The organism is Halorubrum distributum JCM 10118 (assembly GCF_000337335.1).
In the GTDB taxonomy this organism is placed as follows: Archaea; Halobacteriota; Halobacteria; order Halobacteriales; family Haloferacaceae; genus Halorubrum; species Halorubrum distributum.
The window spans coordinates 21,992-47,315 of record NZ_AOJN01000049.1; the positions used below are offsets into that span (position 1 = coordinate 21,992).

General features: G+C 69.4%; 30 protein-coding genes, 1 tRNA gene and 1 pseudogene. 13 read left to right on the forward strand and 19 right to left on the reverse strand.

The features are described 5' to 3' along the window. Positions 1 to 35 precede the first annotated feature (35 nt). The 4 genes and pseudogenes from C466_RS09015 to C466_RS09025 all read left to right on the forward strand — a co-directional run bounded on the left by C466_RS09015 (position 36) and on the right by C466_RS09025 (position 2,292). Entirely contained in the window at positions 36 to 236 is a 201-nt protein-coding gene (locus C466_RS09015) for a VNG_1110C family protein (RefSeq protein WP_004598286.1), read from the forward strand. A gap of 100 nt (positions 237 to 336) precedes the next feature. Then, positions 337 to 570 (forward strand): annotated as a pseudogene (locus C466_RS17660) (hypothetical protein); the annotation flags it as partial. 124 nt (positions 571 to 694) lie between these two features. Continuing rightward, positions 695 to 1,717, forward strand: a complete 1,023-nt coding sequence (locus C466_RS09020) for an NADP-dependent oxidoreductase (RefSeq protein ID WP_004598285.1) — start codon at positions 695 to 697, stop codon at positions 1,715 to 1,717. Positions 1,718 to 1,809: 92 nt separating this feature from the next. Continuing rightward, entirely contained in the window at positions 1,810 to 2,292 is a 483-nt protein-coding gene (locus C466_RS09025; protein ID WP_004598284.1) for a hypothetical protein, read from the forward strand. Positions 2,293 to 2,328: 36 nt separating this feature from the next. On the opposite strand, the gene C466_RS09030 is transcribed toward C466_RS09025, so the two are convergent. From C466_RS09030 to C466_RS09045, 4 genes are all read right to left on the reverse strand, one after another. Continuing rightward, positions 2,329 to 3,615, reverse strand: a complete 1,287-nt coding sequence (locus tag C466_RS09030) for a sulfatase-like hydrolase/transferase (RefSeq protein WP_004598283.1) — start codon at positions 3,613 to 3,615, stop codon at positions 2,329 to 2,331. 219 nt (positions 3,616 to 3,834) lie between these two features. Further along, positions 3,835 to 3,919 (reverse strand) — tRNA-Leu (locus tag C466_RS09035). A gap of 69 nt (positions 3,920 to 3,988) precedes the next feature. Next, entirely contained in the window at positions 3,989 to 4,561 is a 573-nt protein-coding gene (locus C466_RS09040; RefSeq protein ID WP_004598282.1) for a phosphatase PAP2 family protein, read from the reverse strand. Between the two features lie 42 nt (positions 4,562 to 4,603). Beyond that, the gene (locus tag C466_RS09045; protein WP_004598281.1) at positions 4,604 to 5,305 is read right to left on the reverse strand and encodes an endonuclease III domain-containing protein; all 702 of its coding nucleotides are present in this window, start codon (positions 5,303 to 5,305) and stop codon (positions 4,604 to 4,606) included. 125 nt (positions 5,306 to 5,430) lie between these two features. On the opposite strand from C466_RS09045, the gene C466_RS09050 reads away from it, so the two are divergent. From C466_RS09050 to C466_RS09060, 3 genes are all read left to right on the forward strand, one after another. Then, on the forward strand, positions 5,431 to 5,739 hold the full coding sequence (locus C466_RS09050) for a hypothetical protein (protein WP_004598280.1): 309 nt from the start codon (positions 5,431 to 5,433) through the stop codon (positions 5,737 to 5,739). 142 nt (positions 5,740 to 5,881) lie between these two features. Continuing rightward, positions 5,882 to 6,298 (forward strand): DUF2178 domain-containing protein, encoded by a 417-nt coding sequence (locus C466_RS09055; protein WP_004598279.1) that lies wholly within the window; start codon positions 5,882 to 5,884, stop codon positions 6,296 to 6,298. Beyond that, entirely contained in the window at positions 6,295 to 6,489 is a 195-nt protein-coding gene (locus C466_RS09060; protein WP_004598278.1) for a helix-turn-helix transcriptional regulator, read from the forward strand. Before C466_RS09055 ends, C466_RS09060 begins: the two co-directional genes overlap by 4 nt. Here the strand turns inward: C466_RS09060 and C466_RS09065 are convergent, their stop codons facing one another. The 3 genes from C466_RS09065 to C466_RS09075 form a co-directional block, all read right to left on the reverse strand. Then, entirely contained in the window at positions 6,490 to 7,128 is a 639-nt protein-coding gene (locus C466_RS09065; protein WP_004598277.1) for a fibrillarin-like rRNA/tRNA 2'-O-methyltransferase, read from the reverse strand. Next, entirely contained in the window at positions 7,121 to 8,098 is a 978-nt protein-coding gene (locus C466_RS09070) for an NOP5/NOP56 family protein (protein WP_004598276.1), read from the reverse strand. Before C466_RS09070 ends, C466_RS09065 begins: the two co-directional genes overlap by 8 nt. 61 nt (positions 8,099 to 8,159) lie before the next feature. Then, a complete protein-coding gene (locus C466_RS09075) occupies positions 8,160 to 8,408 on the reverse strand; it encodes a glycine zipper domain-containing protein (RefSeq protein WP_004598275.1) in 249 nt (82 codons plus the stop codon). Between the two features lie 224 nt (positions 8,409 to 8,632). On the opposite strand from C466_RS09075, the gene C466_RS09080 reads away from it, so the two are divergent. From C466_RS09080 to C466_RS09090, 3 genes are read left to right on the forward strand one after another with little or no spacing between them, the layout of a single operon-like run. Then, positions 8,633 to 9,802, forward strand: a complete 1,170-nt coding sequence (locus tag C466_RS09080; protein ID WP_004598274.1) for an ABC transporter substrate-binding protein — start codon at positions 8,633 to 8,635, stop codon at positions 9,800 to 9,802. Continuing rightward, positions 9,803 to 10,732 (forward strand): ABC transporter permease, encoded by a 930-nt coding sequence (locus C466_RS09085; protein ID WP_004598273.1) that lies wholly within the window; start codon positions 9,803 to 9,805, stop codon positions 10,730 to 10,732. It abuts the gene before it with no gap. A gap of 1 nt (position 10,733) precedes the next feature. Then, a complete protein-coding gene (locus tag C466_RS09090; RefSeq protein ID WP_004598272.1) occupies positions 10,734 to 11,618 on the forward strand; it encodes an ABC transporter permease in 885 nt (294 codons plus the stop codon). 87 nt (positions 11,619 to 11,705) lie between these two features. Here C466_RS09090 and C466_RS09095 read toward each other — a convergent pair whose 3' ends face one another. The 5 genes from C466_RS09095 to C466_RS09115 all read right to left on the reverse strand — a co-directional run bounded on the left by C466_RS09095 (position 11,706) and on the right by C466_RS09115 (position 15,959). Continuing rightward, the gene (locus tag C466_RS09095; RefSeq protein ID WP_004598271.1) at positions 11,706 to 12,758 is read right to left on the reverse strand and encodes an ABC transporter ATP-binding protein; all 1,053 of its coding nucleotides are present in this window, start codon (positions 12,756 to 12,758) and stop codon (positions 11,706 to 11,708) included. An 88-nt stretch (positions 12,759 to 12,846) separates the two neighbouring features. Next, positions 12,847 to 13,629, reverse strand: a complete 783-nt coding sequence (locus tag C466_RS09100; RefSeq protein WP_004598270.1) for a CBS domain-containing protein — start codon at positions 13,627 to 13,629, stop codon at positions 12,847 to 12,849. A 146-nt stretch (positions 13,630 to 13,775) separates the two neighbouring features. Continuing rightward, entirely contained in the window at positions 13,776 to 14,141 is a 366-nt protein-coding gene (locus tag C466_RS09105) for a winged helix-turn-helix domain-containing protein (RefSeq protein WP_004598269.1), read from the reverse strand. A gap of 166 nt (positions 14,142 to 14,307) precedes the next feature. Further along, complete coding sequence (locus tag C466_RS09110; RefSeq protein ID WP_004598268.1) at positions 14,308 to 15,243, reverse strand: sulfurtransferase; 936 nt, start codon at positions 15,241 to 15,243, stop codon at positions 14,308 to 14,310. Next, positions 15,240 to 15,959, reverse strand: coding sequence for a helix-turn-helix domain-containing protein (locus C466_RS09115; RefSeq protein WP_004598267.1), 720 nt, complete (start codon positions 15,957 to 15,959; stop codon positions 15,240 to 15,242). Before C466_RS09115 ends, C466_RS09110 begins: the two co-directional genes overlap by 4 nt. 148 nt (positions 15,960 to 16,107) lie before the next feature. Here C466_RS09115 and C466_RS09120 point away from each other — a divergent pair, with 148 nt between their 5' ends. Then, the gene (locus C466_RS09120; RefSeq protein WP_004598266.1) at positions 16,108 to 16,347 is read left to right on the forward strand and encodes a hypothetical protein; all 240 of its coding nucleotides are present in this window, start codon (positions 16,108 to 16,110) and stop codon (positions 16,345 to 16,347) included. A 55-nt stretch (positions 16,348 to 16,402) separates the two neighbouring features. Here the strand turns inward: C466_RS09120 and C466_RS09125 are convergent, their stop codons facing one another. The 3 genes from C466_RS09125 to C466_RS09135 are packed head-to-tail and all read right to left on the reverse strand — an operon-like array spanning position 16,403 to position 19,071. Beyond that, a complete protein-coding gene (locus tag C466_RS09125; RefSeq protein ID WP_004598265.1) occupies positions 16,403 to 16,648 on the reverse strand; it encodes a hypothetical protein in 246 nt (81 codons plus the stop codon). Between the two features lies 1 nt (position 16,649). Continuing rightward, the gene (locus C466_RS09130) at positions 16,650 to 17,654 is read right to left on the reverse strand and encodes a cytochrome d ubiquinol oxidase subunit II (protein WP_004598264.1); all 1,005 of its coding nucleotides are present in this window, start codon (positions 17,652 to 17,654) and stop codon (positions 16,650 to 16,652) included. Further along, complete coding sequence (locus C466_RS09135; RefSeq protein WP_004598263.1) at positions 17,647 to 19,071, reverse strand: cytochrome ubiquinol oxidase subunit I; 1,425 nt, start codon at positions 19,069 to 19,071, stop codon at positions 17,647 to 17,649. Before C466_RS09135 ends, C466_RS09130 begins: the two co-directional genes overlap by 8 nt. Before the next feature lie 217 nt (positions 19,072 to 19,288). Here C466_RS09135 and C466_RS09140 point away from each other — a divergent pair, with 217 nt between their 5' ends. Further along, on the forward strand, positions 19,289 to 19,468 hold the full coding sequence (locus tag C466_RS09140; RefSeq protein ID WP_049897574.1) for a hypothetical protein: 180 nt from the start codon (positions 19,289 to 19,291) through the stop codon (positions 19,466 to 19,468). A gap of 158 nt (positions 19,469 to 19,626) precedes the next feature. Here the strand turns inward: C466_RS09140 and C466_RS09145 are convergent, their stop codons facing one another. From C466_RS09145 to lonB, 4 genes are all read right to left on the reverse strand, one after another. Then, entirely contained in the window at positions 19,627 to 19,845 is a 219-nt protein-coding gene (locus C466_RS09145; RefSeq protein WP_004598262.1) for a hypothetical protein, read from the reverse strand. Next, positions 19,842 to 21,743: a ferrous iron transport protein B gene (feoB, locus tag C466_RS09150; RefSeq protein WP_004598261.1), complete on the reverse strand. Its 1,902-nt coding sequence runs from the start codon at positions 21,741 to 21,743 to the stop codon at positions 19,842 to 19,844. The genes C466_RS09145 and feoB overlap by 4 nt, the downstream gene beginning before the upstream one ends. After that, positions 21,740 to 21,982 carry a FeoA domain-containing protein gene (locus tag C466_RS09155; protein WP_004598260.1) on the reverse strand — a complete coding sequence of 81 codons (243 nt, stop codon included), beginning with the start codon at positions 21,980 to 21,982 and terminating at the stop codon, positions 21,740 to 21,742. Before C466_RS09155 ends, feoB begins: the two co-directional genes overlap by 4 nt. Positions 21,983 to 22,259: 277 nt before the next feature. Further along, on the reverse strand, positions 22,260 to 24,539 hold the full coding sequence (gene lonB, locus C466_RS09160) for an ATP-dependent protease LonB (RefSeq protein ID WP_004598259.1): 2,280 nt from the start codon (positions 24,537 to 24,539) through the stop codon (positions 22,260 to 22,262). A 170-nt stretch (positions 24,540 to 24,709) separates the two neighbouring features. Here lonB and C466_RS09165 point away from each other — a divergent pair, with 170 nt between their 5' ends. After that, positions 24,710 to 25,240: a nicotinamide-nucleotide adenylyltransferase gene (locus tag C466_RS09165; protein WP_008365526.1), complete on the forward strand. Its 531-nt coding sequence runs from the start codon at positions 24,710 to 24,712 to the stop codon at positions 25,238 to 25,240. The last annotated feature ends 84 nt before the right edge of the window (positions 25,241 to 25,324 follow it).

Here is a 25,324-nt window from a genome sequence, read left to right on the forward strand (position 1 = left end):
TTATATCGGCGCCGAATAATTCCCACCCACGCCGAATGCCAGACCCGTCGAGCCTCCGTGACAGCACGCAGATCGTCCTCCCGCGCCGCGCGCTCGACGGACACCGGGAGCACCTCGAAGCCCGCTTCACCGTCACCGTCGTCGAGAGCGACGAACAGTTCCGGATCATCGGCAGCCCGGTCGAGATCAAGGCCGCGAGCGACTACCTCACCCGCAACGGCGTCGCCGTCGCGTAGCCGCTCTCTCCTCGCCACCCTGCTGAACCACTCCGCCGTCCGTTCGGAGGGTTGACGTCGCCGCTCGTCGAGCCCACGCGGCGATTGGCACCGTCGGTCGCTGCTCGCCGCTGGCGTCGCCGGAGTCGCCGGCCGCGCTGCCGCTCCGCCCGGCCGCGCCGCGGGCGGTCCCACCGCTGACGGGGACGACGGAGACGGCGACGCTGACGACGAACCCGCGACGTTCGAAACGGGTGACCTCACCGTCGCCGCGTTCGGTCTCACCGACCGGTCGACGGCGTTCGCGGCGACGGGCGACGACCCGGGCACCGCGTTCGCGCGGCCCGACCTCGCCGCCCTCCGCTTCTCGATCCCCTTGCCGGCCCCACCTCCGGATCCCCTTGTCGGCCCCGCCTTCGGATCCCCTCGACGGCTGCTGGCGTCCAAACCCTATTGGGTCGCAGCCGTCAACGGCAACCGTGACGAACACCAACCGCGAGTGGCTTCTCGCCGAGCGGCCGACCGGCGAGCCCGATCAGGACAGCTTCGACCTGCGAGAGACGGACGTCCCCACCCCCGAACCCGGCGAACTGCTCGTCCGCACCCGATACCTCTCGGTCGACCCGTACATGCGCGGCCGGATGCGAGACGCGGAGTCGTACGCGGAACCGTGGGACGTCGGCGACGCGCTCAAGGGCGGCGTCGTCGGCGAGGTGGTCGAAAGCGAGAGCGACGCGTACGACGCGGGCGATCTCGTGACCGGCGAGGGGAAGTGGGCCGACTACGCGACCCTCGACGCCGACGACGTCGCGCCGGTCGACCCGAGCGTCGCAGACCCCGAGGCGTACCTCGGCGTCCTCGGCATGCCCGGGCGGACCGCCTACTTCGGGCTCCTCGAAGTCGGCGAGCCGAAGCCCGGCGACACGGTCGTCGTCTCCGGCGCGGCGGGCGCCGTCGGCTCCGTCGTCGGCCAGATCGCGAAGCGAAACGGCTGCCGCGTGGTGGGCTTCGCCGGCAGCGACGAGAAGACCGACTGGCTCACCGACGAGCTCGGCTTCGACGCGGCAATAAACTACAAGACCACCGACGACTACCGCGCCGCGCTCGACGAGGCCGCGCCCGACGGCGTCGACGTGTACTTCGACAACGTCGGCGGCCCCATCACGGACGCCGTGTTCACGAAGCTGAACCTCGACGCGCGGGTCGCGGTCTGCGGGCAGATCGCCCATTACAACGACGAGGAGGCCCCGATCGGACCGCGCAAGCTCCCGCAGCTGATCCCGGTACGAGCGAAGGTTCAGGGGCTGCTCATCGCCGACTTCGCGACCCGGTTCGGCGAGGCGAGCGAGCGCCTGGGGCAGTGGGTCGCGAGCGGCGACCTGAAACACCGCGAGACGGTCGTGGAGGGGCTGGAGAACGCACCCGACGCCTTCCTCGGCCTGTTCTCCGGCGACAACATCGGCAAGCAGGTGGTGCGGGTGTCGGCGGCGGACGCGGCGTAACGGATCCGACTCAGGCACTCCACCTTCCCCGGCGGTGAGACGCACGTCGGTCGGAGCGCAACGCAGAAATCCCGATAGCGCGTAGCACGCCCATGCTTTTCGCGACCCACCTCCTCATCGGCGCGCTCGTCGCGCGGAACCGCTTCCCGGTGCCGTGGGTCGTCGCGGGCGCGGCGCTTCCGGACCTCGTCGACAAGCCGCTGGCGATGGTCGGGCTCGTCCCCACGTACCACTCCGTCGTCCACTCCGCGCTGTTCGCGGGCGTCCTCGGCGCCGGCTGGCTGGCGGCCCGTCGGTACGGCGCCGCGACGGCGATGACGGCCGCCGCAGCGGTCGGGGTCGGCTGGGCGACGCACCTCGTCGCGGACGCCGCCCACATCACCATCAACGGCCGACCGGAGAACACCGTGTTCCTCCTCTGGCCGCTCGTTCGGAGCTGGAACTCCATCGGCGCCGGTCCCGGGTCGTTCGCGCTCCAGTACCTCTGGACGCCGTCGTTCTACGTCGAGGTCGCGATCTGGCTGTTCGCCGGCGCGGTCCTGCTGCGCGACGGCCCGCCAGTGATTGGCGCGTGACGCGTCCCCCTACTCGACGTAGCCGAGCGCCCGCAGCTACTCGACGTAGCCGAGCGCCCGCAGGTGGGACTCGTCGACACCGGAGAGGTACTGCTCGTCGCCGACGAGACCGCCCGCGTCGGCGGCCCGTTCGAGCAGCCCCTCGGGGACGCTCGCCGCCGTCGCGCCGTCGCCGTACGGCTCCCCGACGACAGTCTCCGCGGCCGGATCCCCGACCTCGTAGCGGGCGTGGACCACGTCGGTGCCGTCCGCCGTCCGCCGCCCGAACAGCTTCTCCCCGTCCGCCCGGCGGACCCCGCGGACGACTCCCGCGGCCGTGAGCGTCCCCGCGACCGTCTCGACGTACTCCCGGCCGAACGCCGTCGGCGGAGCGGCCGCTCCCGGCTCGGGTCGGAGCATGTCGGGCAGGTCGACGAGCGAGACCTGCTCGTCCACCGTCGACTCCGGCCAGTCGGGTCGCGAAACGACGAGCGGAACGTGGACGAGCGACTCCCACGAGGCCGGCGGCAGGTGGCCGAACACCCCCCGCTCGGGGTCGAGGCACTCCCCGTGGTCGGCCGTCACCGCGAGCACGTCTCGGTCGGGCCTGTACAGCCCCCGTTCCCGGAGCTCGCTCACGAACTCGACGACCGATCCGCCGAGGTGGTCGCAGGCCCACCGGTACAGCCGCGCGACCGTCTCGGCCTCCGCCCGGTCCACGTCCGCGGCGTCCCCTATCGTGAGGCTCCGACTCATCGCGGCCGCCCGGTCCGGGTCGAGCCCCGCGGCCGCCTCGCCGTCGTTCGGGACGTAGTAGGGACTGTGGGTGTCCATGTAATGGAGCCAGCAGAACACCGGATCGGTCTCTCCGGACAGCGTCTCCAGCGCGCGCTCGTGGAGCCGCGCCGCCGGCCGGTAGTAGGGGGCAGCGAGCCCGAGGCGGCGCATCATCGGCCAGATGCGCCGGAAGTACGCCTGCTCGACGGGTCGGGTCACCCCGCGCGGCAGCAGGTCGTCCAACAGGTTACTCACCCCGCCGGCCTCCCCGACGGACCGCTCGGTCAGCGCGTCGGCGGCGATGGGGTTGTCGGTCAGCAGCCGCGTGCGGTAGCCGTCGGCCGAGAGCGACGACGGGAGCAGCGGGTCGTCGACCGTCCCCTCCTCGTCGATGAACCGCCCGGTCGCGAGGGCCGGGATCGAACTGGCCGTGTGCGAGGCCGGCGCGACGGCGTTCGAGAACCGGGTCCCGCCCGTCCGTTCCGCGACCTCGTCGACGAGTTCGGTCGCGTGGTCCGCTCTGAGCGCGTCGGCGGACAGGAGAAAGATATTCGGACGGCGTGGCATCTGGCCGCATTACGCCGTGACTGAGGTTATATCTGTTGTCCTCTCGGGGTTCGAATCCTCAGCACGTATTTGCGGCTCACGGATTGTTCGCCGCAAAATGCGCGGGACCGGATTTGAACCGAGGCGAGAAATGCTCGCTCACTCCGTTCGCTGCGCGTTTCTCGCTGGGCTCAAATCCGCTCCTGCTCCCTCGCTCAGTCGCTCCGCTCCTTCGCTCAGTGCGCGGGACCGGATTTGAACCGGCGGACCCCTACGGGATAGCGTCCTAAGCGCTACGCCTTTGGCCTGGCTCGGCAACCCGCGCGCGAGTTACCGTACCCGAGTGGTTCAAAAATAGTTGTCGCTAGCGACCCGCGACGCCCCGATCTCCCGCTCAGATGTCGGTGTCGAACGGCAGCAGATCGAGCACCGCCTCCTCGCCGACCCGATCGAGGAGCCACTCCGCGAACAGCACCGCGACGACCCCGAGCCCCATTCCGAAGAGGGTGTCAGAGAGGTAGTGCGTCCCGAGGTAGATCCGCGAGAAGGAGATCAGCCCGGCGAAGCCCGCGGCGACCGCGAAGGGGAGCTCATCGGAGTTGCGCGCGATCGTCGCGTACGCCGTCACGGCGGCCGCGTGTCCCGAGGGGAACGAGCTCGTCACGCCGGTGTCGCTCTCGGTGATACAGATCGGATTCGGCGGGAACGGTCGGTCGACGAGCGACATCAGCCCCCAGACGACGACGCCGAGCAGCGACAGCGCGACGACGCTTTTGACGAACTCCTCGCGCCAGCCGGCGAGGTAGAACAGCCCGACGAACACGACTCCGGCCGTGACGGAGCCGAGCCCGGTCATCGAGGTCATCATCACGGTCAGAAGCGACGTGCGGATCGCGCTGACAAACTCGACGCCGAGCCGATCGATCCACTGGACGGCGTTTAGAACCTCACCGGCGAGCGCGTACATGGATGACCGATCCTATCGACCCGAGAACCATAGAGGCCGCGCTCACCGACAGAACTCGCAGTCGCAGTACGCGTCGCAAACGGGGTTGTCGCAGTCGGCGCCGCGCGCCGAGCAGTGCTCGCGACCGTGCCGAATCAACAACACGTGAAGCGGGTAGGTCAGCTCGTCGGGAACCTGTTCGTCGAGCGCCTCGTGAGCCCGCTCGTTCGAGGCCGACTCCGGGACGAGTCCGAACCGCTTCGAGACGCGCTCGACGTGGGTGTCGACCGCCATCGTGGGCTTCCCGAAGTGGAAGTTCAACACGACGCTGGCGGTCTTCGGGCCCACGCCCTTGATCTCGGTGAGCCAGTCTTTCGCCTCGTCGGTCGGCATCGCGTCGAGGAACGCCAGCGAGTACGCGCCGCCGGTCTCCTCCCGGATCGCGGTCAGCGCGCGCTGGATCCGGGCGGCCTTCTGATCGGTGAGTCCCGCCACGCGGATCGTCTCCTTCAGCTCCTCGTGGTCGGCGCTCTCGACGGCCGCGAAGTCGTCGTAGCGGTCGAACAGCGCCTCGGCGGCGCGGCTCGTGTTCTCGTCGGCGACGTTCTGCGAGAGGATGGTGGTCACCAGCTGGCGGACGCCCTCGCCCGGCTCGGCAGTCGGGTCCGCGCCGTGTTCGGCGACGCGGTCGACCGGCTCGTACAGCGCCACGAGGTCGTCGTGAAGCGCCCGGACCCGCGTCTCGTTCCACTGCTGTGTCGACATACGCTCACTACGTGCGCGGGCGACTTCAGCGCGGCGGAGGCGCTCTCCTTCGGAGCGGCGAGGGCGGTCGACTCCGCGGCTGCGACCGCGGACCGTTTATATATCTCGCTCGACTACCCCGGCGCGTGTACCGGGCGAGCGACCGAGTCGACAACGAGGCGTGGATCGAGCTGGTCGAGGAGGCGTGCGTCTCGCTCGACCTCGACGAGGAGACGCGCTCGACCGCGGTCGACCTCTTCCTCTCCCGCGCGCCCGATGACGACCGCGGGAAGCGCGTCGCGGCCGCCGCCAGCCTCTACGCCGCCGGCCTGATCCGCGGCGAGGAGCGCTCGCAGTCCGCCGTCGCCGACGCGATGGACGTCTCGCGCCTCTCGGTCCAGAAGCGCTGGAAGCCCATCCTCGAAGACGCCGGCTTCTCGCCGCCCTCGTGGTGAACCCCGAAGACGCGGAATACCCGCCTTCTCGAACCGTGTGCGTTCGATGTATTGCTCTGCGATAGATTTATTATCCAACGTAAAGCACCCTTTACTGTAAAGCGAGCTTTACACACAACCCGCGCTCGCTTTACCCTCCACCATGAGCGAACACACGACCTCCGCGACGGCTCGGCCCTCCACCAGAAAGCGGTACAAGCGCATCGCCTACGGACTGCTCGGTGCCGGTATCCTCGCCTTGTGGATCGGCATCGCGGTCGACCGCTTCGTCCTCGGCGTCGCCCTCTACTGGGCCGGCGGCCTCGGCATGGGGCTCGTCCAGCGGTTCAGCCCCGTCGAACTGTACGACGAGCGCGACGGCACCATCAGCCGCAAGGCCAGCCAGACCACGATGAACGTCTTCGCCTACGTCTTCGTCCTCGGGACGCCCGGCGGACTCGCATTACAGGAGAGCGGCCTCGTCACGCTTCCGGGCGAGTTCTACGGCGCGACTTGGACCCTCTTCGGGGTCTTTGTCGTGTTCGGCGCGTCCCATCTCTACTACAAGCGGCGCACATGAGAAACGATATCCCCGACAGGCGCGACGAGACCGACGAGAGCCAGGCCGACCTCGCCGCCGCGGTCGAGGTCACCCGCCAGACGATCAACGCGATCGAACGCGAGCGCTACGACCCGTCGCTGGAGTTGGCGTTCGCGCTCGCGGATCACTTCGACTGCCGGATCGAGGACATGTTCGACCCGGACGAGTGATCACTTCGGCGTCGCGACGACGCCGAGGTGGTCCTCGTGGAACCGGTCCAGTCGCCGCGTCTCCAGTATCTCGTACGCGTCTCGGAGCCGGTCGAGCGCGCCCTCGAACACCGCCTCCGGCGCCGCCGTCACGTCCTCGCTGCGCGCCTTGATCGCCAGCAGGAGCCGCCCGTCCTCGGTCAAAAACTCCGCGTTGCGCACGGCGACGTCCGCCTGTCCGCGCGTGGCAACGTCCTGAACGACCGCGTCCACGTCGGCCTCGACGACGTGCGCGTACGTGTCCGGCTTCCGCGCGTCCTTGAGCAGCGGGAACAGCCGGTCGCGCGGCTCGGCGGCGTCGAGCAGGTCACGCGCCGGCCGCGGCGCGAACTCGACCGCGTAGGTCGGGCCGGCGAAGTCCGCGACGTGGCTGACCGTCGTGCCGCTCGCGGCGCCCAGGTAGAGGACCGTCTCGCCGCCCGTCAGGCCCGTCTCCAACCCGAGTTCGAGCATCCCGCCCAGCTTCGACCGCTCGGGGTCCCACGCGCGCCAGCCGTCGGCGGTCGGCTCGCCGTACACCGGCTCGCCGCGGGTCGCCAGCCGCTCCTCGCCGTTGACCTCGCGGCGCTCGACGCCGTCGGGGAGCGCGGGGTCACTCATCGTCGACCCCTCCGTCGCTCGCCGCTCCGCCGCTGTCGCCGCCCTCGCTTGGCCCGTCGTCCGCCCGCGCCCGGATCGTCGCCATCCGCTCGCGGAGGTCGTCGTGGAGCTGCGCCCGCCGCTCGCCGGCGTAGTGATCGGCGCGCGCCGCGAGCGTCAGCTTCCCGGCGAGCGCGCGCGCCGCGGAGCCGCGGTCCGCCGGCCGCGTCCCGCGGACGAACTCGTGGGTGTAGATGATCCCGTGCTTCGGCGAGGGCGCGCGCCCGGAGAGGTGCGCGAACAGCGCGTCCTCGGCGCCGAGCACCTGAACCGTGCCGGACGGCTTCTTCGCGAGCGACTCCAGTCCGCCCGCGAGCGCGATCAGCCGCGCGGCGAGCTCCGGCCCGGCCATCTCGGTGAGGTTGGGCGCGACGGCGGGCGCGATCCGACCGATCGTCTCGGCGAGTTCGGCCCGCTCGTCGTCGAGCTCCGCGGCGCGCTGCGCGAGGGAGACCGCCCGCCGCTCGACCCCGTTCTCGGGCTCTCGGGCCGCGATCTCGCGCGCGCCGTCGACGCCGGAGCCGACGTCGTCGAAGAGGCTCCCCGCCCACTCGACGGCGCGCTCGGCGAGCTCGTTGGCGACGCGCTCGGCGTCGTCCATCGCCCGGACCGCGTGGATCAGCTGCGCGTCGTCGGCGCGCTCCCGCTCGCGGACCGCCTCGCGGGTCGCGCGCGTCGTCGCGGCCTTGAGTCGGTCGTAGTACTCGTCGGCGTCGTCCGCGAATCCTGACTCGACGGCGCGCGCGGGCCAGTCGGCGGGCGCCGCGGCGCTCCCGCCGCGCACCCCCGCCGCGGCCGCCGCGGTCGCGGCGTCGTCGCTCTCCGTCTCGCTATCGATATCGCCGGTCGCGTCCGCCGGCGGCGCCTCGAACCAGCCGCCCCCGCCGTCGGACGCAGCGCTCGCGTCCGGTCCGGCGTCGGTGTCGCTCATTGCCGGCGGCTACTCGCCCCGGCGGTATAGACGTTCCCGATGCGACCCGCGGCCGCGCCGCTCACGCCGCCGCGTCGGCCGCGTCGGCCTCGGCTTCGCCGTCCTCGTCGTCCTCGTCGGGGCGGAGCGCGCCGAAGACGCCCGCCGAATCGGAGCGGAAGTCCGCGAGCGTCGCCCCCGCGAGCGCGCCGAGCGCGCCCCCGCTGGATGCCGCCTGTCTGCTGATCAGTCCGCCGACAGCGGCGCCGACGGCCGCGCCGACCGCGGCGAGCGTCGCCCGTGAGAGTGCGCGTCGAATCCGTGATCCCATGCGCGGAACGTCTACGCCGATTTACAAAAGCCTGCCCACGGTCGGACTCCGGCATCGGTCCGCCCGTCGGACGAGGGGTCACCGACGTCGCGGTTCGCTTCCGCGACGGCCGAGCGCGCGCGAGCCGAGCTAAGGAGCTTACACGACCGTCTTTGGGGTAAAATTTATCAATCCACAATATATGTCATCGGGATATGGCGTCAGATCCTGACAATAGGTCTCATGTGACGAACAACCAATCGAACGCGACCCGCCGCGGCGTGAGCCGCCGTCAGTACATCGCCGGCGCGGGCGCCGCCGGCGTGGCGGCGTTCGCCGGGTGTAGCGGCGGCGACGGCGGTGACGGCAGCGACGGCGGTAGCATGGGCGGCGACGGGACGACCACGATCAACATCATCACGTGGGAGGAGTACGCCGAGATGCAAGAGAACATCGAGTCCACGCTCGACGGGGTGGAGCTGAACATCACGCCCTCGACGTCGTCGACGGAAATGTTCTCGCAGTGGAGCTCCGGGCAGGACGAACAGTACGACATCGCCGTCCCGAACAACAACCTCGTCCCGCGGTTCATGGACGCGGACCTCGTCGCGCCGGTGAACAACGACGTGGTGAACAACTTCGGCTCCATGTACGACCGGTTCCAGTCGTTCGTCGACAACCAGTTCACGGAGAGCGGGAACGCGTACGGCGTGCCGATCCGCTTCGGCTGGTACGGGTACTCCTACGACTCCCGGAGCGTGCCGGACCACGAGCCGAGCTACGACATCCTGTTCGAGGACGACTACGTCGACGCGGACCTCGACGGCGAGATCATCATGTACGACGAGGCGGCGAAGTCGATCCCCGCCGCGGCGCTGTACCTCGGCATGGACGACGCGATGTCCGGGGCGCGGATGACGTTCACGGAGGACCAGCTCTCCGAGATACAGGAGCTGCTCATCCAGCAGAAGCCGCGGCTTCAGGGGTACATCGCCCCCGACCCGACGTTCATCCAGGAGTTCCGTCAGGGTAACTTCCTCGTCGGCCACAGCGGGCGGAATGAGACGGTCCAGATGCGGAGCGAGGGGGACGACTGGGTCGAGTTCGTCGCTCCCAGAGAGGGCGCGCTGGCGTGGTACGAGACCGCGGTCGTCTCGGCCGCATCGGACAACAAGGAGACCGCTTGGGAGGTGATAAACGAGTTCATCACGCCGCAGAACGGAGCGGCGCTCGCCGAGGCCGGCTTCTCGCCCAGCACGAACCCCAACGTGGCCGACGAGCTGACTGAGGAACAGAACGAGCTATACGGGCGGATCGACCCGTCGCGGCTCGAAGGGATGTACTCGCTCAAGGACATCGCCTCGGACGTCGAGGAGGCGTACGTCTCCACGTGGGAAGAGGTCAAGGCAGCATAGATGGCCGCAGACGAGCGGGACGAGAGCGCGCGGGCGAGAGTGGTGAGGCTGCTGAGCGGACCACGCAGTCGGATCGGCGTCACGGTCGGTCCCAGCGCGGCGTGGATACTCACCCTGCTCGTCGCGCCGCTGGCGTTCATGGTGGCCGTGAGCTTCTTCGAGGTCAGTTCGCTGACGTACCAGATAATCTACGAGCCGACGCTGAACAACTACCGCTCCCTGTTCGACGGCGGCGGCGCGATCTGGAACACCCCGTTCGTCACGGCGCTGTGGCTCTCGTACGTCATCGCCACCGTGACGACGCTGTTGTGTCTCACGCTCGCGTTCCCGCTGGCGTACCTGCTGGCGCGGAGCGGCGGGCGGCTGTTCAAGCTCGTCATCTTCTTCGTCCTCCTGCCGTTCTTCACGATGTACCTCGTCCGGGCGTACTCGTGGGTCCTGATGTTCGGTCCGGGCGGCGTGATCAACAGCACGCTCATGAGCTGGGGGCTGATCGACGCCCCGCTCGGGATCTTCAACTACGGCGTCCCGGCCATCGTCGTCGGGCTCACGCACGCGTACTTCCCGTACATGCTCCTGACGCTGTACGCGAGCCTCGACGGCCTCGACTTCTCGATCATCGAGGCCGCCCGCGACCTCGGCGCGTCGCGGGTCGAGGTGCTCCGCGACCACGTGATCCCGCTAACGCTTCCGGGGATCATCGGCGGGAGCCTCTTCGTCTTCGTACCCAGCGTCGGCGCGTTCATCACGCCGACGTTCCTCGGGCAGGGCAAGGTCCAGATGATCGGCATGCTCATCGAGAGCCGGGTCGCCGGGACCTACTCGATCGGGTACGCGAGCGCGGCGTCGATGTTCGTGCTCGTCTCGATCGTGGGCGCGATGATCCTCGCGTTCCGGTACGTGAGCATCGAGGAACTGGGGGGTGCCTGAGATGGCGACCGAGACGTCGGAGTCGACCGAGACGACTGGATCGACTGAGCGGCTGGTCGGGCATCAGACCGTCGAACGGCTCCTCGGCACCTCGCTGTACGTCGTCTCCGGGCTGTTGCTCCTCTTTTTGTGGGTGCCGCTCGCGATCATCATCTTCCTCGCGTTCGCGGAGAACGCCGTGACGATCTTCCCGTTCGAGGGACTCACGCTCGACAACTTCCGGCTGGCACTCCGCAGCGACTCGATGCGATCCTCGCTCGTCGGGAGTTTCACCATCGCGACGGTCGCGGCGTCTATCGCGACGATTCTCGGCGTGCTGGCCAGCTTCGCGCTGACCCGCTACCGGTTCCGCCTCCGGGAGGTGTACCGGACCTTCGGGATCATCCCCATGGTGATCCCGGGCATCATCCTCGGGGTGGCCCTGCGGATCTACTTCCAGAACCTCCTCGGCATTCTCCCGGGGTTCGCCACCGTGGTGCTGGCCCACTCGCTGTACGGGCTCCCGTTCGTGCTCCTCATCGTCTCGGCCCGGCTGTACACCTACGACGAGTCGCTGGAGGAGGCGGCCCGAGACCTCGGCGCGGACCCGCTGACCGTGTTCCGCGACGTGACGCTCCCCGTGATCGCCCCGGCCGTCGGAGCGGGGTTCCTGTTCGCGTGGATCCGGTCGTTCGAGGACTACATCCGCGCGCTGTTCCTCACCGGTCCCAACACCGACGTGCTGACGATCTGGATGTTCAGCCGGATCCGACAGCTCGACGCGCCGGAGCTCAACGCGGTCTCCGCGATCATCGTGTTCGGGATCGCGATCGCGCTGGCGGTCGCGATGAACGTCGGCAACGTGACCGGCTACGTCGCCGGGACGGTCACCGAAGAGGAGGAGTGAGGCCCCAAGCGGGCGGCCCCGCTTTCCGGTTACTTTCGCCGCCCCGACCGTGACCGCGGAAACGGTCCGACGGAGGGCGACGACCGATCAGAACACCGTCGGGGCGCCGTCGACCACGTCGAGTGCGACGTCGTCGCCGGTGTCGACCGCCGACTCGCGCCCCTGGATGACCACCTGGAGCTCGTCCACGTCCCCGTGGGGTTCGACGAGGTAGTTCGTCTGGTCGCCCTGGAAGTACCGCTCGACGACGGTGCCGCGCAGGACGCCGTCCCCGTCCGCGATGGTGAAGTCCTCCGGTCGGATCGAGACGGTGACCTCGCCGGTTCGGTCCGGCGCCGGCACGGTAAACCCACCTTCGCCGCCGACCTCCGCGACGGTCGTTCCGTTCCGCTCGACGGTCCGCGCGTCGATGAGGTTCGTGTCGCCGATGAAGTCCGCGACGAACTCGGACGCGGGCTCGCGGTAGATCTCCTCCGGCGGACCGATCTGCTCGATGTGGCCGTCGTTCATCACGGCGATCCGGTCGCTGAGCGTCATCGCGACCTCCTGGTCGTGGGTCACGTAGAAGAAGCCCCCCTGCGTCTGCTTGTGGATCCGGCGCAGTTCGACCTGCATCTGCTTCCGGAGCTTCCGGTCGAGGCTGGAGAGCGGCTCGTCGAGCAGCAGCACCGCCGGCTCGTTGACCAGCGCTCGCGCGAGGGCGACGCGCTGCTGTTGGCCGCCGGAGAGCTCCGTCGGGTTCCGGTCCTCGAACCCGTCGAGGTCGACGAGTTCGAGGTACTCGGAGACGCGCTCCGACCGCTCGTCGGCGTCGACGCCCGACTTCGCGAGCCCGTACCCGACGTTCTCGCCGACGCTCATGTGCGGGAAAAGCGAGAGCTGCTGGAACACGAGGTTCGTCTCCCGGGCCTCCGGGGGAACCGATCCCATCGATTGGCCGTCTATCCGGACCTCTCCCTCGGTCGGGTGTTCGAAGCCACAGATCATCCGGAGCGTCGTCGTCTTGCCGCAGCCGGAGGGACCGACGAGCGTGAAGAACTCGCCCTCTCGAACGGAGAAGTCGACGCCGCCGACCGCGGTGAGGTCGCCGAACCGCTTCGTCACCTCGTCGAGTTCGACTAATGTGTTCCCCGTTGCCATGTGCCACTCCTCCTGACACCAGCACTATCAATCTATCGCCGGACGGGACCGCGGATGGGGTGGGTGCTCCCCGGGCAGCAGAACGGCGTCACTGAAGCCGCTTCGTCGTCTCCACGAGGGGATGTCGCGCGTAGTCGACGATCTCGATGTCAGCGACGACGCGGAGCCCCTCCTTCTCTGCGGTCTTCGCCATCCCCAGATCGACAGGGGTCCGCGGGACGATCACGTAGGCGTCCATCGTCTCGATGCCGGCCTCGCGCGCGGCCATCGCTCGGTGGTGGCCGTCGGCCAGGTAGAGGGTGCCGCCGTTGTCGATGACGACGAGGGGTTCGGCGAGCCCGTGTTCGAGCTCGTACTGTCGGCCCTCCAGCTCGTCGGCGTACACGCGGGCCTGCGTCGGCGTCAGGTCCGCGATCGCCACCTCGCGGCGCTCCTCGTCGAGCTCGACGCCGTGGATCTGCGAGAGGGTTCGCATCAGCTTCCCGACCTTGCCGGGCGTCGCGCGCTCGATCTGCGAGCGGACCACGTCGGTGTTCGAGATGATCCCGACGAGGTTGTCGGCGTCGTCGACGACCGGGAGCCGCTGGATGCCGGAGCGTAAGATCACGCGGGCGGCGTCGGTCACCTTCATGTCCGGGTGCGCGACGATCAGGTTCTCGGTCATCACCGTGAACAGGGGGGCGTCGTCGTCCGCGAGCAGCAGGTCCCCGGCCGAGACGAACCCCTCGACGGTGCGGCCCTGGGTGACGGGGAACCCGTTGTGCCCGTCGCTGTCGGCCATGCGGCGCGCGACGGTCGCTACCGTCTCGTCCGGACTGACCGTCTCCACCTCGCGGGTCATGTACTCCCCGACCGTCGGTTTCCCGCTCATCGTCAGTCGTAGAGGCTCCCGGGATAAAAAGAGGGCGGGGCGACGGAGGCCCGCCCCGGCGGCCCGGCGCGGCCGCCCGCCGGAGCGCCACGGGAGGCGACTCCCGCCACAGGTCCACCGCGGGCGCCCGTCGGTCGAGGGCGGCGTTACCCCGCGGGCGGCCCCCAAGTCACCGACTCGTCGGGCTCGCCGTTCGGGCGCTCGACCCGAGTCCTGAGCCCCCCGCGCTCGTCGACGGCGATCGAGACACGGCTCACGTTCCGCTCGTAGCGCCGGTACCGTCCCTTTTCGGCGTCTATCGAGACGTGTTCCGTCACCAGGTCCAACTCGTTGAGCACGTCCAAGCGCCGGTACACCGTCGACATCGGGATACCGGACTCCTCGACCACTTCGGCGACCGAGGTCGGCTCGTCGAGCGCGGTCAGGATCGTCCGGTTCGTCTCCTCGCTCAGGGCGTCGAGGAGCCGCTGAACGAACTGCGACTCGTCGCGTTTCGGGCCGGCGTCACTCATCGCGAACGACCGGTGACGCGGGCTCGTTTCTCCGGGCTCCGTCCCCGTCTCCTGTGCGCTCCGCCTTCGACTCGACGTGAGGATCGCTCATCATCGGGGATTACACGCACAGCGGCTAGTGTGTCCGTTTGTCGCAGGACAACTCCGCCGCCACCGCTCCGGGCGGCTAACTGTCGCCGTCCGGCTCGCCGACTTCGATCGGGACGCCGATCATGTTCCCCCACTCGGTCCAGGAGCCGTCGTAGTGTCGCACGTGTTCGTATCCGAGCAGCTCCTCGAGGACGAACCACGTGACCGACGACCGCTCCCCGATCCGACAGTAGACGATCACGTCGTCGTCGGGGGTGACCCCTCGAGACTCGTACACGTCCGCGAGCTCCTTGCGCGACTTGAACAGGCCGTCGGGGCGGACGTTCTCGGCCCAGAACACGTTCGTCGCTCCCGGGATGTGTCCGCCCCGCATCGCTCCCTCGTCGCTGCCGGGCGGCTTCGTGACGTCGCCGCGGAACTCCTCGGGCAGGCGCACGTCGACGAGCTTCGCGTCGGTCCCGATCGCCGCCCGCACGTCCGTGCGCCCGGCCCGCACCTCCGGTCTGGCCGGCGCGTCGGGGGCGTCGCCGTACGTCACGTCGGGCGGCGCGACCGGCTGCGTCGTGGTCGGGTAGCCGTGTTCCGTCCAGTACTCGCGCCCGCCGTCCATGATCCTGACGTCCGGATGGCCGTAGTGGGCGAGCTGCCAGTACAGGTGCGCCGCGAACCAGTTCCGGTTGTCGCCGTAGATGACGACGGTCGTCTCCTCGGTGATCCCGCGCGATTCGAGGAAGGCGGTCATCTCCGTCGGGGAGAGGATGTCGTGTGCCTCCGCCGACCGGAGGTCGGTCCGCCAGTCGACGCCGACGGCGCCGGGCGCGTGCCCCTCCTCGTAGAACGAGGCGTTGACGTCGACCTCGAGCAGCCGCAGGTCGGTCGCGACGGAGCTGAACTCGTCGAGCCGGGCGTTCACCCAGTCGGCGCTAACGAGCACGTCCGTCGGGTAGCGGCCGCCCGTCGACGCGGCTGTCGGGTCTCGCTGATCGTCGTCCGTGGGGGGTTCGGCGGTCATGCTTGTTGGTCCGCGAATCGTTTCGCTAACTCAGCGGTCGCGCGTCGCAGCCGGTAGGACACCGTCGAGCGGGGCTCTCCGAGCTCCGCCGCGAGCTCGTCGAGCGTCACGCCCCGCGGCGTCTCGAAGTAGCCGCGCTCGACCGCGAGCAGCAGGGTCTCGCGCTGCTCGGCGGGGACGTCCGGTCGGGAGAGCAGCTCGCTCTCCCAGTGGTCGACCTCGGTCAGGTGCTCGAACGAGAACGACAGCCCGTCGCCGAGCTTCGCGGCCAGCGTGTCGTACAACAGCCCGATCTTCGAGTCGTCCTGGACCAACACGCGCCACCGGACCGTATCGCCGGACCGCGTCTGCTCGAAGAGGACGCCTCCGTCGACGTACTTCGCCGCGATCAGCGGCACGGACTCGCAGTAGTCCACGTCGGAGACGTACGTGTACGTCACTCGCCGCCGCTGCTCGTGGGTCAACAGGCTCGTCGTGCGGTTCGAGCGACACTCTCGAGCGCTGATCGACTCGCAGTCGACGGACTCGTCCAGGAGCAGCTCGTCGACGGCGTCGAGGTCGGCCGCGTCGCCGGTCACCGATTCGAGCTTCCACAGCTCCGTGGGATCGAGACACGAGTAGGTCGCCTCCGACTGGAGGGACTCGCGGTCGATGAACAGGTCGACGTACTCGTCGGCGCCGGGTTCGTAGGTTATGGTGAACGTGAAGTCGTACATCTGACGGGGAGCTCGTTCTGTCGTGCGATTTCGGTTCGCCGCGTCCGCCTCACGGGCGACCGAACCGTCGCGGTCGGCCGCGCTCCGGCGGGAAGTTGGCCCTCGACAACACGCCTGATACGGGCCCGACGCACTTACGTTATCTCGTATGGTACATCCACGTTCGAATCGGGGAACGCCGGCCGCGCTCCGGAGCCGCCTCCTGATCCCGGCCCTCGTCGCGCTCGTCGGCGGGATCGGCGGGTTTGCCTTCGGACTTGCCCGCGACGACGCCGTCACCGCGCTGGGCGCGCTGCTGTTCCTCCCGAGCGCCGCGCTGCTGTTCGGCATCGTCGCCAAGCGCCACGGTATCGGACCGTTCGGACCGTCGAACCGCCGAGGGGACTGACGGTCGTTCGCCCCCGCGCGGCACCGCGAGCGGGCCCGCTGGCGAGGCGCTCGGCTCACGTCGCCTCCCGAACGCGAGCGGTGACGAGCCGGTCGACGTTGTACATGAACACGGCGACCGCGGCGAGGACCGTCGCGAAGTAGACGACGAGCTGCGGCGGCCCCGACGCGGCGCCGCCTGCGACGGCCCCGCCGAACCCGACGAGGGTGAGCTCCGCCCACGTGATGAACACGCGCGAGAGCAGCAGCGTTCCGACCGGCGACCGCCGACTCGGCGCGTTCGCCGCTGGGTCGTCGCTCATCTCAGTACGCCTCCTCGGCCGATATCGGGCCGCTGAACGCCGAGTACAGGACGGCGAAGTACGTGGCGATCAGCGGCAACAGCAGCGCCGCGCCGATCGACATGAGGTTTAGCGGTAACGTCGAGACGACGGCGTCACTCACCGTCGCCCCGGTCGCCGGGTCGATGCGCGGGTACATGAGGACCGCGACGACCGCGGTCAGCCCGTACGTCAGTCCCGCGGCCGCCGCGAGCGCGGCGACGTTCGCCCCGCGTCGAAGCGCGACGGCGTAGCCGACGCCGAGCGCGACGGAGGCGGCGACCAGCGCGAGCACCGGGAGCGACAGGAGCGCGTCGACGCCGGCCGGGAGTCGGGTCGCCAGGACGCCGAGGGTCGCGACGACGGCGAGGAGGTACGCCGCGACCGCCCCGACTCCGATCTGAGTCACCGTTTCGGGAAGCGCGTCCCGGGCTTTCAGCCGGAGGAACGCGGCGCCGGAAACGACGGTCAGCGCCGTGACTGTGACGCCCGTAACGACGCCGACGAGCGTGAGCGACCGGGGAGTCCCGACGAGCCAGTTGCCCGCGAACGCGCCGAGGAGGAACGGCGCGAGGACGCTGCCGGCGACGAACGACCGCCCCCACCACCGCTGCCAGCGCTCGTCGCGGCGCTGTTCGTACATCTCCGGCGCCAGTCCCCGGAGGATGAGGGCGCCGAGGATGCCGAACATCAGCAGGTAGTGTCTGCTGAACAGCCCCGCGTACACCGACGGGAAGGCGGCGAACAGCGCGCCGCCGAAGACGACGAGCCACACCTCGTTCCCGTCCCAGAACGGCCCGATAGCCGACAGCACCGCCTCGCGCGCCGCGTCTTCGCGAAGCGTCGCGAAGATCGCGCCGGCGCCGAAGTCGAAGCCGTCGAGGAACAGGAACGTTCCGAGGATCGCGAACACCAGCGCGAACCACAGCTCCGGGAGCGGCAGGCCGAACACCGGCCCCGCCGCGAGCGCGTCGACGGCGCTAGTCATCGCCGGGCACCTCCGCGGGCCCGGTGTCGCGCTCGGCGCGGGGACGCGGTCCGGGCACGCTCGGGGGCCCCTCCCGGATCACCCGCGCGACGACGTACGTGTACAGCGCGAGGATGCCGGCGTAGACGCCGACGAACCCGGCGAGCGTGACCATCGCTTCCGTCCCGGTGAGGCCGGGAGAGACCCCCTCGCTCGTCTTCAACACGCCCTGGATCACCCAGGGCTGACGACCGACCTCCGTGACGACCCACCCGAGCTCGACCGCGGCGATCCCGAGCAGGCCGGACGCCATCAGCGCCTTGTGGAGCAGCCCGTCCTCGAACAGCTCGCCCGTGTACCACCGGTAGCCGCCCCAGAACGCGAGCAGGATGAACCAAAAGCCCATCCCGACCATCGCGCGGAACGACCAGAACACGACGGCGACCGGCGGCGCCTCCGTGTCGAACGTGTTCAGTCCGCGGATCTCCGCGGTCGCGTCGCCTCCGCTGGCGAGCCACGACGCCCCGCCCGGGATGCCGATGCCGAACAGCTCCTTCGCGCGGGGGTCGGTGAACTGGCTCAGGTCAGTTGGAATCGCGAAGATGTACTCCGGGACGTACGCCTCGGTGTCCCAGACCGCTTCCATGGCGGCGAACTTCTGCGGTTGCGTCTCGTAGACGTGCCGCGCGTACAGGTCGCCTTGGAGCACCTGTAGCGGGGCCGTGATGAGCAGCGCGACCAGCGCGATCTTGAGCGTCTTCTGCCAGAAGGCGATGTTCTCCGTCTGGTGTCCCCAGACGTGGTGTCGGTAGACGTAGTACGCGGAGACGCCGGCCATGAACAGCGCCACCGACTCGACGGCGGCGTTTTGCATGTGGACGTACATGTACCCGAACCGCGGGGTCAGGTACGCCGCGACCGGGTCGACGAGGTGGACCACCTCCTGTCCGTCCTCGGCGACGAGCTCGTAGCCGCGCGGCATCTGCATCCACGAGTTCGCGATGAGGATCCAGACGGCGGACAGCCACGTCCCGACGCCGACGGCGAGGCTTGAGACCATGTAGAGCCGGTCGGAGACGCGCTCGCGACCGAACACGAAGATGCCGAGGAACGTCGCCTCCAGCATGAACGCCATCATCCCCTCGACGGCGAGCGGGCCGCCGAACAGCTCGCCGGCGGTCGTCGAGAACGCCGCGAAGTTGGTTCCGAACTCGAACTCGAGCACGATGCCGGTGACCGTCCCGACGACGAACGAGATAGCGAAGATCTTGGTCCAGAACCGACGCAACTGCTCGTACACCGGATCGCCGCCCCGGATGTCCTTCCACGTGAAGTAGATCAGGAACGGAGCCAGTCCCATGCTCATCACCGGGAAGATGATGTGAACGATCGTCGTCAGGGCGAACTGGAATCGGCTTGCGAGTACTGGGTCGATCATATTGTGGTGTGTGGCTGCCTCGGAGGGTCGCTCCGCCGTGCGCCGCGGTCGATCGCCTCGTTTGTCGCTGCGTACTCCTCGTCCATAACCCCGGAGTTGGCACAGGACAAGCGCCGGTCGGACCCCCCGTTTCCCGGCGTCGAGCCCTCGACGAGGCGCCCCGCGGTTGTCCTGCGCCAACCCGCCTCTTTGGGTGGCGAAGCGGTTACGGTCGCCCATGGAGACACGGCACGCCGTGCTGGCGCTCGTCGCGCTCGTCACCACGATAATGGCCGTCAGAGCGGTTGTCGCCGGCCTCGACGGTGACTTCGGGACGGTCGGTCGGCAGGTCGGCGTCGGGGGGATCGTCCTCGCGTTCGGCGTGGCGCTGTACCGGAACTGGGAGTCGGTCGGGTGATGCGGGGAGGCGGTCGGCTGACGCGGGGAGGCGGTCGGCTGACGCGGGGGGCCGTCCGCGTCGGGATATGCCGCGCGCCGGTCCCGGCGTCCGCTCGCCGTTCGCCGGCTCGGCGCCCCGTCCGTCGCGATGTCCGTCGGGCGTCGTCGCGGCGGCCGTCAGGACTCCTCCGCGGACTCGTCACGACCGTCTCCGTCGTCGCGCCGCTTCCCGCCGCGCAGCCGTTCGGCGACCCCGTGCCGAAGGCGATGGAAGGGCCGCGAACAGGCGCCGCACTCGGCACAGGAGACGTCCGAACAGGACACGGCGGCGCCACACCGCGGACACGAGAGCCCGTTCGCCGGGTCGAACTCGTACTCGCAGCGCGGACAGTTCACGCGATCACCTCCAGCGCGGCCGCGACGGCCCCGCCGACGGTGAACGCCGTGACCCAGGAGCCGACCCACACGAGGAGCGCGCTCCGCGCGTCGCGCTCCCTGAGAATCATCGCCATCGTGAGGATACAGGGGACGAACAGCGTGACGACGATCAGTCCGACGAACGTCTGGGACGCCGACAGCGCCATGTCCGTCATCCCGGCGGCGGCGAAGTCGCGCCGGATCAGCCCCAAGACGAGAACCCGCCCGAACGACGGCGGTAGGCCGAGCGCCGCGGTCAGCGGTCGGACCCCCTTGACGATCGCGTCCAGCGCCCCGACGTAATCCAGCGTCGACACCGCCGCCGCAGTGGCCCCGAACAGGGGGACCGCCTCTCTGAGGAACGCGGCGCTCCGGTTCGCCGTCTTCCGTGCGACGTTGCCCGGGCGGGGGACGCGCAGTCGCGGCAGCTGCTCGATCAGCGGCTCCGCTCGGCCGGGGAGCGTCCGGTCGAGGAAGACGCCGGCGACCCCGAGGACCCCGAGCAGCACCGCCAGATAACCGACCCACCAGGCGAGTCCGAGCCCGGCGAGCAGCCCCGTGATGACGCCGATCTGCGCCGAGCAGGGTATCGCAAGCCCCAGCAGCGCCGTCGCGATGAGTCGCTCCCGACGCGACCCCACCATTCGGGTCGAGATGACCGCCATCGTCACGCAGCCCACGCCGACGACGAGCGGAACGACCGCGCGGCCGTTGAGGCCGATCCGGCTGAGTCCCCTGTCGGTCAAGACGGCCAGTCGCGGCAGGACGCCCGCGTCCTCGAGCGTCCCGATCGCGAGGTAGAACGCGACCACCAGCGGGAGCAGGACGCCGAGAACGTACTGGACGGTGATCGTTAGCAGTCCGAGGTTGCCGTTGACGAGCAGGAACTCGACGGGCGCGGCCCACTCGCCCCCCGGGAGCAGGTCCGCGACGACCGCCTCGACCGCGGGGTTGTAATACCGGTCGAAGAGCACGCCCTCCGCGTAGCCGACGACCCGCTGCGCGACGACCACGCCCATGACGTAGAAGACCGCCGCGAGGAGTCCGATCGCGATCGGCACTCCCGTCATCGGCCGCATCAGCAGGTCGCCGAGCCGCTGCTCGGCGGCCCGCCCGGGGCCGGCCTCCCGTTCGACCGCTTCGACGATGGACCGAACCCGACTCCGGCGCTCGCGGTACACCGCTTCCCGCGCTCCGGCGTCCGCGAGCGGCGCGTCTCCCCCGTCGGCCACGAGGCCACGGGCGGCCACGCGTCGAGCCGTGGGTTCGTCGCCCTCGACGAGGAGGGTCTTCTCCGCCCGGCTTGCCTCGACCGCGTCGGGGAGCGCGTCGTAGTACGAGTCGACGGGCGTCGACGCGGGGGCGGACGCCTCCGGGAGGCGGTCCCTGAGTTCGTCGACGCCGGATCCGGTGACGGCGACGGTCGGCACGACCGGGACGCCGAGGGCCGCCTCCAAGGCGTCGACGTCCACGTCGACACCGTCGGCCTCGAGTTCGTCCATCATGTTCAACGCCACGACCGTCGGAACGCCCATGTCCAGCAGCTGTAGGGTCACGAACAGGTCCCGGTCGAGCTTCGTGGCGTCGACGACGTTGACGACCGCGTCCGCCTCGAGGACGGCCTCCTTGGTGACTCGCTCCTCCTCGGAGAACGACGAGATCCCGTGGACCCCGGGAGTGTCGGTCAGGCGGGTCGAACCGACGGTCGCCGCGGTCGTCTCGACCGTTGTTCCGGGGTAGTTCGAGACGTCGGCGTACTCGGCCGTGAGCCTGCCGAAGAGCACGCTCTTGCCCGCGTTCGGGGCGCCCACGAGCGCCACGAGCGCCTCGCCGTCGCCGGTCCCGAGCCCGCCGGCCGCCTCGCCGTTCGCCGTCATCGGCGTTCGCCGTCGCGTCCCGCTCGCTCGACGGTGATGTCCCGAGCGAGCGACCGTCCCAGCGCCACCTCCGTCCCGCGACGCCGCACGACGACCGGCCCGTTACGGATCCGCCGGCGACACTCGACGCGGCCGTCGAGGAGGCCGAGCCGCAGCAACCGAGCGCGCGACTCGTCGTCCGGCACGTCGACCAGTTCGATCCACTCGTCCGGCGGAACGTCGACCAGCGCGGCCGTCATTTAGGTGTACCTAAAACCACGCCCGTAATGGGCGGCACGCCGAATTATGTGGCGTTATAAAAGCGCACCGCGTTTCGAACCGCCCCGAAGCGGGCCGTGAGTTCGGCTCCTCGTCGTCGCCGCTCCGAGCGACGGCGCCCTCGGTGATCTCATCGCCGCCGAGCCGATCGGGGGCATCGGAGACGCCCGGGATCCCCGGCTCCGCGACCCGCTCGCGGCGCGGCGGCTCGCGGGGCGGAGCGAGAGCGGAGAATCGGAGGGGGAAGCGCCGAACCGCCTACTGCGGGCTGGGGTTCGACGGCCCGGAGACGTTGCCGTCCTTCAGCGTCGACCCCGTGATCGACTTCAGCCGGGAGACGAGCGAGTCCTTCTCGGTTTCGCCCTCCAGGGCGATGTCGAGGACCTCGCTGATGTGCGAGACGGGGATGACCTCGATCATCTCCTCGTACTCGTCTTCGATCATCACGTCCTGCTCGTTGGCCGCGGGGATGATCACACGGTCGCAGCCGGCCTTCGCGGCCGCCTCGATCTTGTGGGTGACCCCGCCGACGGGGAGCACGTCGCCGCGGACCGACAGCGAGCCGGTCATCGCGAGGCTCTGGTCGACGCCGACGTTCTCCAAGGCGGAGATGACGGCGGTCGCGACCGTGATGGACGCGCTATCCCCGTCGACGCCCTGCTGGCCCGTCTGGATGAACTGGATGTGGATGTCCTTCTCGGAGATGTTCTCGTCGGAGAACTTCTTGATGATCGCCGAGACGTTCTGGACCGACTCCTCGGCCATCTCCTTCAGCTGGCCGGTGGCGATCACCTGCCCGCCGCTCTGGGTCGGCGTCACCTCGGCCATCACCGGGAGCATGATCCCCGAGTCCTCGCCCATCACGGCGAGACCGTTGACGCGGCCGACGACGTAGCCGTCGGAGACCTGGAGCTCGTAGTCCTTCCGGCGCTCGATGTAGTCGTCCGCGAGCTGCTGTTCGATGGACCGCGAGCGCCCCTTCGCCTGGAGCACGTGGTCGCGGGTCGTCATCTCGGCGTCCTCGCCCCGGGCGATGTCGCCCGCGACGCGGACCATCCCGCCGAGGTTCCGCATCTTCAGCGTGAGGTGGCCCTTCCGGCCGGAGCGCCGCTTGGCCTCGAGGATGATCTCCTCGACGGCCTCGGCGGAGAACTCCGGCAGGCGGCCGTCCTTCGCGACCTCCTGGGCGATGAACCGCACGTACTTGCGGCGCATCTCCGGGGTGTCCTCGATGGTGTCCTCCATGTACACCTCGTAGCCGTACCCCTTGATGCGGCTGCGCAGCGCCGGGTGCATGTTCTCCATCGCGTCGAGGTTCCCGGCCGCGATCATGACGAAGTCCGTCGGGACGGGCTCGGTCTGGACCATCGCGCCCGAGGAGCGCTCGGACTGGCCCGTGATCGAGAACTCGCCCTCCTGGATCGCCGTCATGAGGTGCTGCTGGCTGCGAATGTCGAGCGTGTTGATCTCGTCGATGAACAGCACGCCCTTGTTCGCCTTGTGGATGGCGCCCGCCTCGACGCGGTCGTGGCTGGGCGTCTCCATCCCGCCGGACTGGAACGGGTCGTGCCGGACGTCGCCGAGCAGCGCGCCGGCGTGCGCGCCGGTCGCGTCGCGGAACGGCGCGGTCTTCGTGTCGCCGTTGTTCACCAGCAGGTTCGGGATCATGGCGTCCGACCCGCGGTTGAGGTAGCGGAAGACGAGGTACACCACGCCGGCCGCGATGATGCCGACGAGGATCTGGCCGACGATGATGAGCGCGTAGCCCAGCACAACGGCGATGATGATCCACATCAGCAGCGACCGCATCTGGTTGCGCTTGCGCGCCTCCTCGCGGTGCGCCTCGACGATCTGGTCGCCCTTGCCGGCCGGCACCGTCCGCACCTTCGGCTTGTTGCCGTCGTCGGGGTTGTGATACACCAGGACGTCCTGGAGCTCCTCTTTGGGGAGGAGCTCGGACATCGCCTTCGCGAGCATCGACTTCCCGGTCCCGGGCGAGCCGATCATCATCACGTGGCGGCGCTGCTTCGCCGCCTTGATGATCACGTCGCGGGCGTGCTCCTGCCCGATGACCTGGTCGACGAGCCGGTCGGGGATCTCGATCTCGGCCGTCGTGTCGATCTTGAGCCCGCCGAGGAGGTCGTCCTCGTCCGGGTCCTCCTCGATCTCGGCGCCCTCGACCTCGACGGTGCTGCCGAGCTCGTCGATGTCGCCGTCGTCGGCCGGCTCGGCGGCGTCGCCGTTCCGGCCGCCGTCGGGACCCTCCCCGACGACGTCGGTCCCGTCGAACCCGTCGTCGTCGACGACGACCCCGTCGTCCCAGGGGTCGTCCTCGCCGTCGGGGTCCGCGGTCGACTCCCCGTCGGAGTCCGGGACCTCCTCGACGCCGGGCTCGTTCGCCGGACCGTCGTCGGGCTCGGGGTCGCCTCGCTCGGCGTCCTCGCCGTTCCCCGCCGGACTCGAGTCGTCGACGCCGCCGTGGGGCGGTTCGTCGGGGTCGTCGGCCGTCGGGTCGTTCGTGTCCTTCTCGTTGCTCATAGAATCGGGTGTCGCTATCCAAAAGGACGGGTCGGCTACTGATATACTTTCTCCCCCCGGAGGCACCGGCTGGGGGGCAGCAAACACCGTTTTGAAGGCTTATATCCCCCGATTTCGACGTGCGACCGTTCCCACGGGGTTTATAAATGACGCCGACGGTACGTAGATTCATGCGGGGGTTTTACATCGGCCGGTATCAGCCGTTTCACGACGGCCACCGGCACATGGTGGAAGAGATCGCGGCGGAGGTCGACGAGCTCGTCTTGGGGATCGGCTCCGCCGGCGACTCCCACACCACGCGGAACCCCTTCACGGCCGGCGAGCGCGTGATGATGGTGACCAAGGCGGTCGAGAAGCTGGACGCCACCACCTACGTCGTCCCCATCGAGGACCTCGACCGGAACTCCGTCTGGGTGAGCCACGTCCAGAGCATGACCCCGCGGTTCGACGTCGCGTACTCGAACAACCCGCTCGTGGTCCGCCTCTTCGAGGAGGCCGGGGTCGAGGTGCGCCAGTCGCCGATGTTCCGCCGCGACGTGCTGGAGGGCACCGAGCTCCGGGAGCGGATGATCCGCGGCCGCGACTGGGAGGACCTCGTCCCAGACGCCGTCGTCGACGTGATCCGCGAGGTCGACGGCGTCGAGCGCATCCGCCGGATCGCCGAGACCGACACGTTAGGCGACGAGCCCTCGGATCAGTAGGTCGCTCACCGCGTTTCGGACGCGTCGATGCGACCCGGCGGCTGTTTATATATCGTTGCCCGGGCGGTGACTGCCTCAAACGCG